We start from the raw sequence: 16,775 nt of genomic DNA on the forward strand, positions 1-16,775 counted from the left end.
TAATGCTATTTTTCGTACATAATTTCCAATTTAAAAATTTGGCGATCTGAAAATTTGGGCTCAGTTCCGTATCATGAAAAACAATAGCCAATTCGAGGCGAGGATACCCTATGAACTTACGGAAATATGTTGTCGTGCCACCGATGGAAGGCGACCTGGAAAATCTTCGAGAAATAGCCAACAATTTGTGGTTTTCCTGGAATATGGACGCGGTCGAACTGTTTGATCACCTCGATGAAGGACTCTGGCGGGAGGGTGGCCATAATCCTCTGTGGTCTCTGATACGTTTATCTAGACAAAGGCTGAAAGAAATTAGAGAGGATGAGGGTTACCTCGCTCACGCTGAAAAGGTCTGCCAGAGATTTCGATCATACATTAAACGCTCCAGGAAGTACGCATATCGGTTAGCCCGACCGGTCGATTTTATTATCGCCTACTTTTCGCTGGAATTCGGAATCACTGAATCCCTCCCCATATATTCAGGGGGGCTTGGACTTCTTGCGGGAGATCATCTTAAATCATCCAGCGACCTCAACCTACCACTGGTCGGGGTAGGATTGATGTATCAAGAAGGTTACTTCAAACAACGACTTTCGCAGGATGGCTGGCAACAGGAAATATATCCCAAGACAAGATTTGACACCCTGCCACTCGAAAAACAGACCGACAAAGAAGGAAACCTCCTAATTCTCAAGGTCAAACTTGCAGGAGAACCTCTTTATTTTAGAATTCTTAAGGTCAATGTGGGCAGAGTGCCATTATACCTTCTAGACGCGGACATACCTGAAAATCCACCATCTCTCAGAAGTTTGACCGCACGATTGTATGGCGGCGATACGGAAACCCGTATCAGACAGGAGATACTTTTGGGAATCGGTGGCGCCAGAGCGTTGAAGGCGCTAGGAATTGCCCCCTCTGTTTTTCATCTCAATGAAGGACACGCCGCTTTTACGTTACTGGAGAGGGTCAGACATTTTATTGAGGAGGAAGGTCTGACTTTTGAAGAGGCCCAACAAATAGTTACGAGTCAAAGCATATTAACTGTCCATACTCCGGTGCCGGCTGGTAATGATGTGTTTGAACGCGGCATGATGGAAAAGTATTTTCGTTCTTCGGTGGAGAAGGCCGGAGTTGATTTTGATCAATTCCTTGCTACCGGTAGAAAAATCCCCGGTGATCGTAATGAGCCGTTCTGGATGCCGGTCCTCGGACTAAGATTGACTTCCAAGGCCAATGGAGTTAGTCGGCTTCACGGCAGAGTAGCACGCGACATGTGGCATGAAGTATGGCCAACAGTGGACAGGGAAGACGTGCCGATAGGTTATGTCACCAACGGGGTCCACATTCCGTCATATATATCCAGGGATTTATTGCGGTTGTATGACAGGTATCTCGGACCGGGCTGGACGGAAGATCCGGATAACGAGAAAATTTGGGAGCGTGTAGAACAGATTCCAGATACAGAATTCTGGCGAACCCATGAACGATGCCGCAATCGATTAATATATTTTGCCCGGCGGCGATTGATAGAACAACTGAAGAATCGAGGGGGGTCAGCGCTCGAAATAGAGGAAGCCTCCAGCGTTCTCGATACCGAAGCTTTAACTATATGTTTTGCCAGGCGTTTCGCCACCTATAAACGCGCAACCTTAATCTTTAGCGACCTTGAACGGCTCGCTACAATTCTTAACCAGTCAGGAAGGCCGGTTCAACTGATTTTTTCGGGCAAGGCCCACCCTGCTGACAATGGCGGCAAGAAACTTATCCAGACCATAGTGCAAATTATTAAGTCACAACCTTTCAGAGGACGAGTCGTCTTTATTGAAGATTACGATATCAATGTCGCCAGATACCTTGTTCAGGGCGCGGATGTTTGGCTCAACAATCCCCGGAGGCCCCTTGAGGCGTGCGGAACTTCGGGAATGAAGGCTGCGGCGAACGGGGCGCTAACATTGAGTGTGCTTGATGGTTGGTGGGATGAAGGTTACTCGGGTGATAATGGCTGGGCTATCGGTTCTGGTGAAGAATATGACAACCTGGATTACCAGGATGACATAGAGAGCAAAGAGCTTTACGACTTGCTCGAACAGAGCGTCATGCCATTGTTCTACGAACGGGGAGCTGATGATTTGCCTCGTGAATGGATAAAAATGGCCAAAATGTCTTTGAGCACAATTTGTCCCGTTTTCAATTCACACCGCATGGTCACAGACTATGTAGAATCCTCGTATGTTCCTTGCGCCGGTGATTTCCAGAAATTGTCGGACGCCAATTACAGTCTGTTGAAAGATCTGGTCGCATGGAAAAGGAAAATAGGCGCCGATTGGAATAAACTTTCAATATTAGATGTCAGTGTTTCCAATCATTCTGAGAGGCTAAAAGGCAAAAGCGTTGAAATTCAGGTCAAAATTGACACGGCGGGGCACAATCCGAACGAATTCAAGGTTGAATTGCTGCACGGCCCAACTGATTTGTGGGAAAGTTTCAAAGTCAGACATATTGCCAGACTGTACCCGGCGATTTATGGCGATTCCGATAACGGCGCGTTCATCTTCAAGGGAGAAATTCCGCTGACTGACACAGGGCTTTACGGTTACGGGGTAAGAGTGACACCTCAGTTTCCAGGTTTGCCGTCATCAGAGGGATTCGATCTGATGCTCAGGGGCTAAGCAAAAACTTGAACAACTCTACAAAAAACCTGTTCTTCTTTTTGCTGGCTGTCGTAAGCGCCGCAAGCGTTTTCTGTATTGGAAACTTCGATATTTTTTCGAACCATTACATAATCAACGATGATGTGCGTCAGCAGATTTTCTGGATGGAGCGATGGCGTGATCCCGGATTGTTTCAAAATGATTTCTTGACCCGTTATGCAGAGACATATGTCCCTGCCGGCGTAAAATTGATCTACCGAATGGCCTCGTTTTGGTTCGAACCAGTAGTTTTCTCCAATATTTTGACTGCAATATTGTTTGTACTTACGGCGGGGCTCTGGTTCGCGTGGGGACGCTGCTTCGGGGATGATCTTACGGCCTTTTTGGTGGTGGTGGTATTTTTGCTGTTTTCAGGATTTGAAGCCCAAATAGCCGGAGGCTTATCCCGCGGGTTTGTCTTTCCGCTGTTGATCGCATACTGTCTGTGTATTTCCCAGGGCAAGTTGTTCCTTGCGAGTGTTGTTCTTCTAATCCAGTCCTTATTTAATCCCTATGTCTTTCTGTTATGTCTGTTCTCTCATGCGTTGGTTACTGCCATCAGGTTTGGGCCGGAGCTTCCGCCAAGTGGTTACCAAATCCTGGATAAGATGCTTGCTTTTATTTTTCAATCAAGATTTGTAGCTTTTTTCAATTTTGGAGACGACTCAAGTGGAGGAGTAAATCCCTCAGGAGAATCGAAAAGAAGCGTATTCAAGATTTTTAAAACAATTTTGATCGTTAACATTCCGGTAATAATTGGCCTGATCTATACACTATTCAATGTCATCGGGTATCAATCAAGTGTCGGCCACTTAATAAGCTGGAAAGAAATGATAGGTAAGAGCGAATATACTGAATTCGGGCGTTACCAGTTATTTCCTGTTCCATCATTCCTTTATGAGCTTGTGAGGCCATGGATATTCAATTTGTCCTTTCCCTATTGGGGGCCTATCGCAGGCTGGCTCATGGCGCTGGCGACAGTGGGTGTGTTTTTTTATGCTGCCCGCAATTATAAACCGGTTATAAAATGGAAAGGTTTGAGGGGACTTTTTTTGATCTTGCCCGCTTCACTTTTCCTCTATATCCTTGCACGCTTGTTTCTCGTGAAGCTTTTCGTGCCACGAAGATACATTTATTACACTTTGAGTCTGATTTATTGCATCGGTTTCGCTGTCGCTCTCCGGATCGTTTTGGACGGAATACGATCAAGAAGGATCAAGCTTTTCTGTATCATTTCAGCCTTGTTGGCTTTTGCCTGCATAAAAGGTCGACACGTCGAATTTATAGATTTTTCCGAACACCACAACCTGTATAAATTCTTTGGGACCACAGCCAAGAATAGCCTTGTCGCCGGCTGGCCGGAGCTAATGGATAATGTCACAACATTCGGAAGACGTCCGGTTTTTGTCAATTACGAGCTTTCGCACACATGGGTTGAGCCGTACTGGAGCGAGGTGAAAAAACGGACTTTTGATTTATTTAGAGCCTATTACTCTTCAAGTCCCGACGAAATAAAACGATTCTTCAAAACCAACCATATAAGATACTTTGTCGTGCGTTCAGAAGATTTTGAACGCAGCAGGTTTAATAATTCCCCGCCTTATTTTGAACCATTCAATGGATACATCTGGTATCTGATGAATTCGAGTCCGCACTTTGCAATTCTTGACAAATCGGTTTTCCCACCTGTTTTCGAAGAAAATGGGATTAGAGTATTACAGTTCGAATAAGAAATTGTAGAATAAATACTCATTTATTCGGCAGAAGTCCGTAGAGAGGATTCCAATAAACATTGGAACAAAAACACAGGCCATGACCCAACCTTCAAGACCAAGACTGTTGATCGTCGATGACGAAGCAGACATGCTCAGACTCCTCAAGCGAACTCTTTCCGAAGATCTCAAATGTGATATCGAAACAGCTCCCAATGCGGCTGAAGCTCTGAGGCTGCTGGAGGGCCCTCCATTCGATGTTGTCCTTGCGGATATACGGATGCCGGGCATAAATGGTATGGAGCTTCTGGAACGTTCCAAGAGCGATCGTCCTGACCTCACTGTGGTGATGATGACTTCGTACGGGAGTATAGACCTGGCAGTCCAGGCCATTAAGAAGGGAGCCTATGATTTCATAGCCAAGCCCTTTGATCACGATAAACTAGTCCTCTTGATGAGAAAAGCCCTGGAACGCAGCCATCTGGTACGTGAGAACCTGGTCCTGCAACGTCGCATCCGGGAACGGGAAAGTTTCCAGGAGATGATTGGGGCAAGCGCTAGTATTCAAAAAGTCTTCGAGACAATTCGGCTAATAGGTAAAGCCGACGTAACCGTGCTGCTGACTGGTGAATCGGGAACAGGGAAAGACATGGCCGCAAGGGCTATCCATAAGTACAGCGATCGCAGTTCCCGGCCCTTTGTTGCCGTTAACTGCCCAAATTTACCAGAGAATATTCTTGAGAGTGAGTTGTTCGGTTATCGTAGGGGCGCATTCACCCACGCGACCCAGGATAAAAAGGGCCTCTTTCTGGAAGCCCAGGGAGGGACAATTTATCTGGACGAAATCGGTGAGATTTCCCCGACACTTCAGACGAAACTTCTCAGGGTTTTGCAGGAGAAAGAGATCCGGCCTTTAGGACAAACCTCCACATTGAAGGTAGATGTGCGGATTATCGCATCCACCAATCAGTATCTAGAGCGAAGAATAAAAGAAAACCTGTTTAGGGAAGATCTCTTCTATCGTCTGAACGTAGTGTCGCTCCGGTTGCCACCACTCAGAGAGAGACCCGAGGACATTCCCCTTCTGGCGCAGCATTTTCTTGAACGGTACTGTAATGAGTTCCACAAACCGCTGAAAACTATTTCAACGGGCCTGATGAGCCGTTTCATGTCGCATTCCTGGAAAGGCAACGTCCGTGAACTGGAAAACGTCGTAAGCCGGTGTGTTCTCCTTGCTCCTGGTGAAGAAGTAAGGCTCGAAGACATCGATTGGTCTTCTTCTCCCGACAAGGATTGCCTGGTTTCGTCTGAAGTGATCGGCCTCACATACAAAGAGGCCAAAACGCGAGTCTTGGAGCAGTTTCACCGCGAGTACCTGACAGGATTGCTCTCGCGCCACAACGGAAACGTCACCAGAGCGGCTAGGGATTGCGGACTTGAACGGCAGTCTTTGCAGCAGGTAATGAGGCGCTACGGAATGAAAGCCAGAGATTCACAGACCATTGAGGAATAAGCAGGCATTGTGGATAACTCGGCTAGACCTCAATGATTCCTTCGTTGGAAGATGCGCAACATGTTAAACATGACAAGAGCAGATTCATTAAGAAACCAGTGGACGATCCCGGGCTCCTTTGGGAGCGGAGCGATCGCTTTGATCACCGGTTTTGTGGTTTTTCTGGCTCCGGACACGGCGTGGGCCTTGCAAAGTCACGGTCCACCGGAGGGCCTTTACGCTCACCAAATGGCTCATATTCTGCTCGCCATTAGTATGGCGGTCCTGGCATACTGGTTGGAGATCAACAGTTATACAAAGGAGAGAGGTTGGCGACTGATCCAACTATCGTTTCTACTTTTCTTACTGTGGAACCTTGTGGCATTCTCAGGCCATTTCGTAGAGATAAGGATTACACCTGATTTGATCGAGGGGCAGAGAGGAGGCTGGGATCAGAGAATCATCATAGAAGGCGATTTTTTAACTTTGGCTTATTATTTCCTGAAGTTAGACCATTTAGTGGCCGTACCGGCGATCTTATGCCTATTCCTTGGTATACGAAACCTTTACAAACAGACCTTAATTAAGGTGGTGCGGGACAAATGACAGGTTACTATTCTTTAGCTCCCGTGTTGTTTTCTGATGTGATCGGCTCGAGCCTGATGATCGTCATTTCTTTTGGAGCTGTGTGGTACGCCTCCCGTTTAAAGAAAGCTGAACCATCCAATCTAATGTGGATGTACCTGCTGGTTCTATCGGCTGCGATGGCGGGATTTTCCATTTCGCGGTCTGTAGGGCATCTGGTAAAGCATCTTCTATTGTTTACAGGACACTCTTACATCTGGGAATGTTTTCGGCCCTATACCGGAGCGATCAATTCCATCGCATTCATTGGGGTTGCCTCTGTAACCTTCTTTTTCCCGAAGGTCCAAAGAATCAACGCTCGGATTCTGAGTGACAAAATGGCCCTGGAAAAGGCTACCCAGGATATAAAATTGCTTAACCACAACCTGGAGGCGTTGGTGGAAAAACGCACCCGCCAATTAAGCCTTTCTGAGAAAAAATATCGGGGTATTTTCGAAGGTTCAATGGACATGATTTTTGTCCTCGACGATCAGCTAAGTTTCGAGGACATTAATCCATCAGGTTTGGCTACGTTGGGATACGATTCACCAAGTGAGCTTGTCGGGACAGTTTCTTTGGCCGAAATTTTTTTCAACACGTCTGATTACGAGGAGTTTATCCGGGATCTTTCTGTCTCAGGATCTATCAAGGACAGGGAATGCAGGATCAGAGAAAAGTCTGGGTTAGAGGTTCTAATTCTCCTCAGCGTCACGGGAACCATGAGCGACGCCGTAAAACAAAAGAGTTACGTAGGCATCGCCAAAGATGTTACTGCAAGGATACGCATGGAACGTCAACTCCAGCAAGCTGATCGACTCGCTTCTCTTGGTCAAACGGCCGCTGGCGTAGCCCATGAATTAAACACTCCATTGGGCATAATCCTGGGGTACACCCAGTTGCTTTTAAGAGGTTGCAATGTCCAAGACGGCAGTCATGGAGACCTTGAAATCATACAGAAACAAACGAAGAACTGCAAACGCATAGTCCAGGACCTGCTCAAGTTTTCACGGGACTCGCAAACCAAAAAATCATACGTTGATTTGATTGAGTGCTTCAATGAGGTAATATCACTTCTCGGACATCAGTTTGAAAAGGAAGGCGTCATAGTCAAAACCAGCTTTGAACCCGATCTGCCAAAGATTTTTGCTGATGGCGAAAAACTTGAACAGGTCCTAGTGAACCTTATGGTAAACGCCAAGCAGGCTATTTCGGGAAATGGAACTATTGCTGTAACCGCCAAGATTGATCAGGAACATCAGGGCATTTTAATTTCGGTTTCTGACAACGGATGTGGAATGTCCCCCAAAACCGCGGAAAAGATATTTGACCCCTTTTTCACGACTAAGCCTGTCGGGGTAGGCACGGGATTGGGACTTTCTGTTAGTTATGGCATTGTTCAGGCCCATGGTGGTCGTATCGAAGTTGAAAGCAAAGAAGGCGTCGGGACCACCTTCACCGTTTTGCTACCTCTACCCGACGAATCGGAACAAAATGTCGAGGACATGCAGACTCAAGCAGCCAAAGAGTAGCTTTCCAGAACATCGCTCCCGCTCTTTCCCTAATCTCTGTTTCGGATATCTTTTGAAGATCAAATAAGACTGCGTGCAATATGCAGCATTTTTATTGCAGTGCAATCTTATTATATCACTATCATACCCGCCCGAATTTATTGTTGTTTATCAGCCAATTCTCCCTCTTTAGGCAGTACTTCTGCTGCTATTGTCACGTTCTGCGGTGTAATTAAAAATATCCTGTTCCTGACCCGAAGTATTTATGTTCTGTAATTTCAATAACAAATCACTTTTCAGTTAACCCCCCATTGTAGTGGCATAACAATTGCTCGGTAGGTAGGAAATTGTTTCAAGATCGATTGACAAACCCGGAGGTCTTTAGATGGCAAACATACTGGTGTTGGACGACGAGCAAGACGCTTGCAACCTTGTGAAACGAATCGCAGACGGAATGAAGCACAAGGCCGTCGCTTTTGAGAATGAAGACGAGGCAATCGATTACGCCAAGGCCAACCCTGTGGATCTAGCAATCCTCGATCTGAAACTCAAGAAAATGAGTGGGTTGGATGTCTTGGAGAAACTGAAGGAGTCCAATCCTAAAATAAAGGCGCTTTTGCTTACAGGGTATCCAACGGTAGAAACGGCCAAGAAGGCAGTGGGGCTAGGTATCCACTCATATTTGACCAAGCCTATTGACGTCGATGACCTGGAAAAAGGGATATCGGCAGCCTTGCAAAAGGGCAGGAAGGGCTCAAAAGAAGAGCTAAATATTTGACATTCGTTTATTGCTCCAAGGAGGAAAATATATGGCCAGTGTGGATTTCACCAGAGGGCGGCGTGTCGTTTATCGCTTCTTGTCCACCCTTTTGCGTGACGAGATCAGCCGGGAAACGTGGGACAAACTGAGATCTCCCCTTTTTATCTCGGCCTTGCAGAGCGCTTCGGAAAGGCTCACTTCAGCCGATCTGAACTTGGGGTTTTCCCGAATTGCGAGTTTTTTACAATCGACGGACCCTGATGAGGGATACAGTTCCTTGAGATACGAGTATGCGGACATTTTTTTGAATTGTGGCAACAACCCTACTTTCCCGTATGCATCAGCCGTAGTAGCCCGAGAACCACTCGTGTGCCAGGAGCCCCTTTTGGAAGCCAGAGAGGCCTACAGGAAAGCAGGGGTTCACAAAGATCCGGCTTTTCTTGATCTGGATGATCACATCGCTGTTGAGTTGGATTTCATGGCCTACTTGTGCGATCGGGAGATCGAAGATGGCGGCCAAGAGATCCTCAGTCACCAGCGGGATTTTATCGTCAACCACCTTCAGCCCTGGTCAGTCGAGTTTTCTGCAGTGCTTGCGCAGAGCGCCCAATCAGATTTCTACCGGGGCCTTGCGGAGATCACACTCGGCTTTCTTTTTCTCGAACGTAAGGCTGTCGTTGACCGTGCGGCCGGAAGAATGATCAACGAGGACTACGTGAATTCCTCCAATGCCCTGGCGTCCGTACTGTCCCGACTCGGCTTGCCCGATGAGCCGGAAACCATTGCGCCGGGTACTGTGCCTCCTGAACCGGTCAAACTGGTCAACTCGCATTGCTACATATGCGGGTCGCTTTGTGGGGTCACAGCCAAGGTCAAGGACGGGATTCTTGAGTCGGTATCGGGCTTGAAAGGAGATCCTAAAAGTGACGGACGTGTTTGTCCCAAAGGCGCTAACGTCGCCGCCAGTTTATACAGCGCCTACAGGCTCAAAGCCCCATTGATTAAAGAAAACGGCAGATTCCGGAAAGCGTCCTGGGACGAGGCGCTTGATAAGGTCGTGGGCTATCTAAAATCGACCGATCCTCATAAAGTAGCCGTTCACCGAGGCAACGACTGGAACAACTGGCTAACTGATGCGTTTATCGATAATTATGGAGCGCACAAGCATGGCCACCGATGTATGTGCGACAATGCGACTCGCATAGCCAATGAACACAACCTTAATGACAAGCGTCCTTGGATCCATTATGGCGATTCCGATTATATTGTTATGTTCGGAATTAACGATTTGGCAACCTCCTATGGGCAGAGGAAGACCGCTATGCTAAAAGCCGCCATTAATAGAGGCGCTAAATTGGTGGTCTTTGATCCTCGCCGGTGTGAAACAGCGGCGGTTGCAACGGAATGGGTACCGGTAATTCCAGCCACAGATGGGGCGGTGGCCGTTGCCATGGCATATGTTATTGTGAAGAATGAACTTTACAACAAAGAGTTCGTCGAAAATTGGACCTACGGCTTCGAGGCTTACAAGAAAAGACTACTGGGTGAAGAAGACGGAATCGCTCGCACTCCTGAATGGGCCGAAAAAATCAGCGGTGTCCCGGCTTCCACAATTGAGAGAATAGCTTTGGAGCTTGCAGCGGCGAAGCATCCCGGTGTGATCAGTTGGTGCGGTGTCTCGCAAAGCCCGAACGCATTCTATGGTGTAATGGCGCTTCAAAGTCTTAATGGCCTTCTGGGCACGTTTGACGCTCCCGGTGGACCGAGTCTTCCCTTCAAGCGCAAACTTAAAAGCGCCTGGGGTCAGGGACAACAAAAACCGCCAGCCAACAAGCCCGGCAAGATGTTTAATTTCCCGATGTGGGGTGGGTGGGCGTCCAGCAAATTCATAGAATCGGTTGAATCAGGACAGATCACCGGTATGATAGACTATTATGGAGACCCTGTGCTTTCCTATGGAAACCAGGATGCAACCATCGAAGCGTTCAAGAAGCTCAACTTCCTTGTAACGATTGACGCCTTTATGTGCAACACCGCCGTGCTCAGTGACGTCGTACTCCCTGAATCTACTTACTCGGAACAGAATCAGATGAAAGCTGATTGGCTGTATGACGCATTTATCGCGTATTATGCGGAGGTGGTGAAACCCATGTATGACACCAAACCCACCGCGTGGATTTTTATAGAATTGGCTAAGCGCATGGGTCTCGAAATGTATTTCCCATGGGTTGACATTGAAGACGCATACAGAAACCAACTGGCTGGAACACCCTGGTCTCTTGATGAGTTGAAAGAAAAGGGGTTCATTATTACTGACCCGCACGAGTTCTACAAATATAAGAAATGGAACGGCTTAAACCCTCCTGACGGGTATGGATCTTCCGGAAAGACAAAAACAGGGAAATATAACTTTGTTAACCCCGTGGCCAAAGAAAGCGGGATTGATCCTCTCCCGGATTATAAAGACCCGAAACAGGAAATGCCGGAACTGGCGCCAGACGAAGACCATCCGTTGATTCTTGGTTACTTTCGCGTTCTTGAGCACGAACACAGTTCAACGTTCAATAACATTGCATTGATGCGTCTTTGCGGAAGGAACCCATTGTGGATAAATGTTCTCGACGCCAGGAAGAGGGGCATTGAGAGCGGAACAACCGTAGAAGTCAATTCACCATTTGGCAAGTTGCTTATGCCCGCTCACGTAACCTGGTTTATCCGCCAGGGGGTCGTGGGAGCAACCGGTGGGTTCGGCCACTGGAGAGGTTTGGAGGGCGATCCGAAGTATCCGGGATATGGTGGGGTCAACGTCTCTGGAATCGGACGTCCCAACTCTCCGGAAAAATATGGAGGAACGAATTGCCAAAAATATATCAAGGTCCAGGTTTCGAAAAAAGTTTGAATAGGCGCCTAATATTATAACGGGACCCCGCCACCAATCTCCTTACGCTGGTGGGGTCTTGCTGTATACCATTAAACAAATATCATTTCGGAATTAAGATGGGTTTGATCACAGATTTGACAGCCCCATCCAATTCGTAGTGAAAAAACGTCCATCATGCCTGTTCTGAAGAACAAGGAATTTTTCTAACGGAAAGTATGCCTAGCCAGACACGCCACTTATCAAGAGATCGGGACTACCTGGACGTTTTTCAACAGGTAACCAAGGCTGTCTCGTCAGCGACGAGTCTGGACGAGATCATTAATCTTGTTTTGACCAAAATGACTGAAACCTTGGTTGTCTCAGGCGCAACGATGTTTCTTCTCGATGAAGATTCTTCGCAGCTAACTCTTCGCGCATCTTGTGGACTGAGCGAGCGTTACTTAAACAAGGGACAGCTTGAATCTGAAAATAGTATCGCTGACGTTCTCCGGGGAGATCCTGCAGCCATCTACGATGTGGCGTCAGATCCGAGAATCAAATATAAGGTTGAATCTCAGAAAGAAGGCATCAAATCTCTACTTGCGGTTCCCATCTTCGTATACGGCAAGGCGCTCGGGGCTTTGAAACTTCTCACCCGCGAGTTCCGGGAGTTCACTCCGGATGAAATCAAATTTGCCGTCTCCTTGGCTGAACATTGCGGAATAGCCATTCAACACTTTCAAGATATGGAGGCCCGCGACCGGCAGGTCCATTATCTGGAAGCCTTGCATGAAGTCAGCCAGATGGTCAATACAACTTTGGATGTCAAAACCATTCTGGATCGAATTGTGCTCAAGCTTCCCCGGATGATGGGTTTACAAGCCGCTACAGTGAGGCTTCTTGATGAAACCGGAAAGCATTTGGTCCTGGTTGCATCTAGAGGTTTGTCCGAAAAATATCTCTCTCGAGGTTCCATAGATTCGGAAGAAGCTATCCAATTGGTTTTGGAGGGTAAGCCGGTTGCAATGGCGCATGTGACCACAGACCCTCGGATAAAATTTACGAAAGAGGCTAAAGAAGAAGGAATAGAGTCCATCTTGGCCGTACCCATCACTGCTATGGGTGAAATCCTTGGCGTGCTTCGGCTTTTAAGTACTAGCGTCAGGGATTTTTCAGAAGAGGAAATCAATTTTGTGACCGCACTGTCCGAACAGAGTGGCATAGCGATCAGAAACGCCATGCATTATGAACAGGTAAACAACCTGCTATATGCCATTGAGGGTGAGCGACGCTTTCTACAGCAGGTCGTAGATACGCTGGACGTGCAACTGATGGCAGTAGATCTGAATAAAAACATCGTTCTGGTAAACACCAAATTCGAAGAGGCTCATCACCTGACAAAAGAATCATTGCTTGGGAAAAAATGTGAACGGCTGGAGAATCCCGACTGTGCTGAATCGTGTGACTACTGCATGTCATGCCCTTTGGAACAAGTCATAAAAACCAAGCACGCCGTAAACTTTGCAACAAGAAGAGAATCCATTGATGGTATCTCTTCCTTTCTGGATGTGATTTTAGCGCCTATTTTGGATCAAGAGGGAGAAGTGGAGAATGTTATAGAAATTGTGAGGGATATCACCGTCCAGTGGCTACAAGAACAACAGACCCTGGAAACGGAAAAGATGAAAGGTGTGCTCGAAACGTCCGCAGCAGTCTCACATGAATTAAACTCCCCAATTTTCGCAGCGCTTGGAACGGCGCAATTGATGAAACGCAGTTTCGACGATAAAGAGCGGCTTATCGAAGATATTGAGTTGATCATTCGCAACCTGAAAAAAATCACCGATCTGACGGCGAAAATTGGACGGATCAGCAAGTACCAAACAAGGGATTACGTTGGAGATGAACGACTCCTTGATATTCATGGATTGGAAGGTGAGTAAATCTCAAGGCTCTAGATAGGGTTGGGGACACTAGGATTTTGACAGAGTATCTGACGCTGATCGAGATCGTCATGAGATTGGAGATTTCATCAAGGGGTAAGTCAAATCTAGTTCATTCGAGAAGTTTCTAAATTCATACAGGAGGTGTAGATGAATAGGAAAGTTTGGTTGATTCTCGGGGTGACCATTGTGGTCGCGTTTACCGCCGCAATTCTCCTGAGTGATCCCGCGCATGCGGGGAAACTAGAGGAGGCCATAGCGAAAACGCCCAAAGGAACTGGGGTTGGAATGATTGACCCTCAAGCCACTCCTGGGTTCATGGGTATACCAGGAGCGCCACATTCATTTTTGTTATGGTACATTCTTTGGGGAATCTGGGTGGGATGGATCTTTTCTTCAGTAGGCGCTTTTGGTGGAATAATGGCGGGTGTCGGTCACATCACGGTGTTTGGGCTGGCCGACTATGGGAAATCTTTCAAAGATACGAATCCTACGTTAAACAAATTACTTACTGACTCAATACGAGTTTGTAATCAGTATCTCGTAGGTCTCTCAGCCCTTATATCATCTATCACCTACTGGCGCATGGGACGACTTGTGATGCCTTTAGCCCTTTGTCTGGCGGGCGGTGGAGTCCTAGGCGCATATTTGATCCCGGTCTTAACCGCGGGGAAGATTAACCTGAGTAGCTACATTGGTTATTTTGGATTAGTGGTCTTCGCTGTGGCTGGGGTGCTCTTCTACGAAACAACACCTGCCGGACAAGCCAGCCGTAAACGAGCAAAAGCGGCGGCTAAAGCGTTTGAAGATGCGAATATTCACAAAAGTAAAGGCGGCGCTTCATCTGGAAATGAAGGGGTTCAGGTAAAGAGTTGGGGATTTTCAAAAATAGTTTTCACTTTTTACGGTATCGAATTTTCCTTCAATCCAGTGTGGCCAGTTGTAGGCGGCTTTGTAATAGCCGCCATTTCGGCTTTTATTGGAGTAGGCGGTGGGTTCCTCTATGTTCCGTTTTTGACATCAGTCGTCCGACTTCCCATGTTTATTGTCGCAGGCACATCTGCTCTTGCAGTTCTCGTAAGCATGATTACGTCTATTTTCACTTACATGTTTGTAAAAAGTGTCCCCATTGACTTCGCTCTCGTTGGTTCTGAACTGATTGGGATATTTGTCGGTTCGATATTGGGACCAGCCACTTCTAAATACATCCCTGAAGTGTGGTTGAAAAGATTGTTCGTGGTCTTGGCTCTGTACGTCGGGATCGGTTACACTACCAAAGGTTTTCTTGGATATTCAGTTTTCCCGGGGATGTAGGGTATTCCATGGTTAGTATTTCTTGATGTCATCGGGGCAATTCGCTTGAGCGAGCCCCGATGACAATCGCCTAAAGTAACTTTTTCATATATTCTTATGAAACACTCATGAATCAAGTTTTTCTTTCCGCAGATTCTTTTATTATTTCGTTCTACAGATTAACCGGATATGCGCTGATAGATTTTTTTGTAGGAACGTTTGTACTTGCGTTCATCTCGGTTGTCATAGGGGAGCTTACCATCTCAGTGGCCTTCCTTTTGACACGGAAGAGCGTTGAACATATGCAGGACCAGATGGTCAGCTACCAGAATTTGTCTATTGACGCCTTGGCTGCCAAAGACAAGGAATCGTATTCAGCGGCCAACAAACTTGCCAATGACGCTTTTGGGAGAACTTTCTTTATGCAGATCGGTCTCTCTGCTGCCCGTATCTGGCCTACTTTTTTCGCTGTCGCATGGATGAATACGAGATTTAGTGATGTTGATTTTCCAATTCCGTTGACCGGATGGACTATTGGGTTCATTCCGATTTTTATAGCGCTTTATGTGGGCGCTTACTTTGTTTTCAAGCCAGTAAGGAATAGAATTCCCTATTTCAAAAAAGTGAACAAAATTTTAGACCATTACAAAGAAAAAAACAGAAGCATGAAGAGTTTCGCAGATCTCGCGCAGAAAACCAAAAAGCTTTAATTAAACCGGTTTTTTAGAATTCATTTCACAAAATAGAGGATCCAATTTTTTGACCTATAAATAGGTAAAATGGCAACGTTTGGGTTGCGCTCAAATTTTAAATTGAAATTGGATCAACCATAAACGTTGTTGCAGGGGGAATCAGCATGCGCTGCGACATCTGCGAAAGGTGTGGCAAGTGTGTTGAAGTGTGCCGTGATCGCCTTGGAGTTTCCGCTATTCGTTTCTTTCACGCCGGTGAAAGTTCATTGATCTTAAAAGACTATGTTCACGGACTCCCGAAATGTATAGGTTGTGGTTCCTGTGTGAACATTTGTCCTACAGGAGCGTTACAACTTGAAGATAGGGATGGAGAACGGGTACTGCTGATGAGTGGGACGGTCATTAACCGGATTAAACTTGAGAAATGCGAAGGCTGTGGCGCTGATTATGTTACCAAAGTCATGGTGCGTCATGTTGAAAAACTTATCAACGCTACTGAAGACTCCTTTGAACAAAGACTTTGTCCGGAATGCAAAAGGATAGCGCAAGCGTCTAGAATGGCTGGAACTGTCCCCGATTTTTAGAGTTGTTTCCGAAACCCTTATATAAACAGAAGGAAAATTATAGAGAATAAGGCCCTGTATTTTATCAGATTTTAGTGGGCTTCTTCTATTCAAGCCTTAGGACCGCATGGTTGAAGACAGTCCTCATTTCTCGGCTGAACAATTCAAACTAGCTACAAACGTCTCGAGCGACGGAACCGAAATTTTAACCTAATTCACTAATCCTTGTTCAGTTTCCATCAATTTTCTGGACCTTAGCGAAAACATTACGGCATGGGCGATAATCGGTCTCTCATGCCGTGTTATTCTCTTTCCTCGATAAACATAAGTGAGCGGCCTTGTCTGTATGCCTTATCGCTATTATTTCGTTAAGCCTGGCCGTAGCGACCTGTGTCTTCGCTAAAAAGAATCAGACGCTACGAGTCAGGAACAATTGCAACCTAACCAAAATGATTCTCTTTTTGATTTCCACCCGCGAGATTCTTTCACCTGGCCGGTATAAAATATTAAGCGCCTCATCATGACCCGTAGAAAGAGTCAGGTTCGACTTTCCAGACTGAGTGGGAGTAACACGCTACCGGGCTCGCACAACCAAGGATCGGGCGCCTCAACGGGGGCCATTCTGTGCCAGATAGTGA

11 protein-coding genes are annotated in these 16,775 nt (G+C 46.7%); all 11 read left to right on the forward strand.

Features of this window, described 5'->3' with window-relative positions; translation table 11 throughout:
* Positions 1-110 precede the first annotated feature (110 nt).
* Positions 111-2,669 (forward strand): alpha-glucan family phosphorylase, encoded by a 2,559-nt coding sequence (gene glgP, locus WC647_08525; GenBank protein MFA6222347.1) that lies wholly within the window; start codon positions 111-113, stop codon positions 2,667-2,669.
* 8 nt (positions 2,670-2,677) lie between these two features.
* Positions 2,678-4,420 (forward strand): hypothetical protein, encoded by a 1,743-nt coding sequence (locus tag WC647_08530; protein MFA6222348.1) that lies wholly within the window; start codon positions 2,678-2,680, stop codon positions 4,418-4,420.
* An 82-nt stretch (positions 4,421-4,502) separates the two neighbouring features.
* Positions 4,503-5,915 carry a sigma-54 dependent transcriptional regulator gene (locus tag WC647_08535; GenBank protein ID MFA6222349.1) on the forward strand — a complete coding sequence of 471 codons (1,413 nt, stop codon included), beginning with the start codon at positions 4,503-4,505 and terminating at the stop codon, positions 5,913-5,915.
* A 60-nt stretch (positions 5,916-5,975) separates the two neighbouring features.
* Positions 5,976-6,500: a hypothetical protein gene (locus WC647_08540; protein ID MFA6222350.1), complete on the forward strand. Its 525-nt coding sequence runs from the start codon at positions 5,976-5,978 to the stop codon at positions 6,498-6,500.
* The gene (locus WC647_08545; protein MFA6222351.1) at positions 6,497-8,047 is read left to right on the forward strand and encodes an ATP-binding protein; all 1,551 of its coding nucleotides are present in this window, start codon (positions 6,497-6,499) and stop codon (positions 8,045-8,047) included. The genes WC647_08540 and WC647_08545 overlap by 4 nt, the downstream gene beginning before the upstream one ends.
* Positions 8,048-8,411: 364 nt before the next feature.
* Positions 8,412-8,804, forward strand: coding sequence for a response regulator (locus WC647_08550; GenBank protein MFA6222352.1), 393 nt, complete (start codon positions 8,412-8,414; stop codon positions 8,802-8,804).
* 31 nt (positions 8,805-8,835) lie between these two features.
* Positions 8,836-11,685 carry a molybdopterin-dependent oxidoreductase gene (locus tag WC647_08555; protein ID MFA6222353.1) on the forward strand — a complete coding sequence of 950 codons (2,850 nt, stop codon included), beginning with the start codon at positions 8,836-8,838 and terminating at the stop codon, positions 11,683-11,685.
* 197 nt (positions 11,686-11,882) lie between these two features.
* A complete protein-coding gene (locus WC647_08560) occupies positions 11,883-13,589 on the forward strand; it encodes a GAF domain-containing protein (GenBank protein MFA6222354.1) in 1,707 nt (568 codons plus the stop codon).
* 150 nt (positions 13,590-13,739) lie between these two features.
* Positions 13,740-14,903, forward strand: a complete 1,164-nt coding sequence (locus WC647_08565; protein ID MFA6222355.1) for a sulfite exporter TauE/SafE family protein — start codon at positions 13,740-13,742, stop codon at positions 14,901-14,903.
* A gap of 107 nt (positions 14,904-15,010) precedes the next feature.
* Complete coding sequence (locus tag WC647_08570) at positions 15,011-15,592, forward strand: hypothetical protein (GenBank protein MFA6222356.1); 582 nt, start codon at positions 15,011-15,013, stop codon at positions 15,590-15,592.
* A gap of 146 nt (positions 15,593-15,738) precedes the next feature.
* Positions 15,739-16,158, forward strand: a complete 420-nt coding sequence (locus WC647_08575) for a 4Fe-4S dicluster domain-containing protein (protein ID MFA6222357.1) — start codon at positions 15,739-15,741, stop codon at positions 16,156-16,158.
* Positions 16,159-16,775 lie beyond the last annotated feature (617 nt).

The organism is Desulfomonilaceae bacterium (assembly GCA_041662605.1).
In the GTDB taxonomy this organism is placed as follows: Bacteria; Desulfobacterota; Desulfomonilia; order Desulfomonilales; family Desulfomonilaceae; genus CAJBEZ01.

Coding starts and splice junctions, on each gene's coding strand:
- glgP (MFA6222347.1), top strand. CDS start 111: ATGAACTTACGGAAATATGTTGTCGTGCCACCGATGGAAGGCGACCTG.
- WC647_08535 (MFA6222349.1), top strand. CDS start 4,503: ATGACCCAACCTTCAAGACCAAGACTGTTGATCGTCGATGACGAAGCA.
- WC647_08540 (MFA6222350.1), top strand. CDS start 5,976: ATGTTAAACATGACAAGAGCAGATTCATTAAGAAACCAGTGGACGATC.
- WC647_08545 (MFA6222351.1), top strand. CDS start 6,497: ATGACAGGTTACTATTCTTTAGCTCCCGTGTTGTTTTCTGATGTGATC.
- WC647_08550 (MFA6222352.1), top strand. CDS start 8,412: ATGGCAAACATACTGGTGTTGGACGACGAGCAAGACGCTTGCAACCTT.
- WC647_08555 (MFA6222353.1), top strand. CDS start 8,836: ATGGCCAGTGTGGATTTCACCAGAGGGCGGCGTGTCGTTTATCGCTTC.
- WC647_08560 (MFA6222354.1), top strand. CDS start 11,883: ATGCCTAGCCAGACACGCCACTTATCAAGAGATCGGGACTACCTGGAC.
- WC647_08565 (MFA6222355.1), top strand. CDS start 13,740: ATGAATAGGAAAGTTTGGTTGATTCTCGGGGTGACCATTGTGGTCGCG.
- WC647_08570 (MFA6222356.1), top strand. CDS start 15,011: ATGAATCAAGTTTTTCTTTCCGCAGATTCTTTTATTATTTCGTTCTAC.
- WC647_08575 (MFA6222357.1), top strand. CDS start 15,739: ATGCGCTGCGACATCTGCGAAAGGTGTGGCAAGTGTGTTGAAGTGTGC.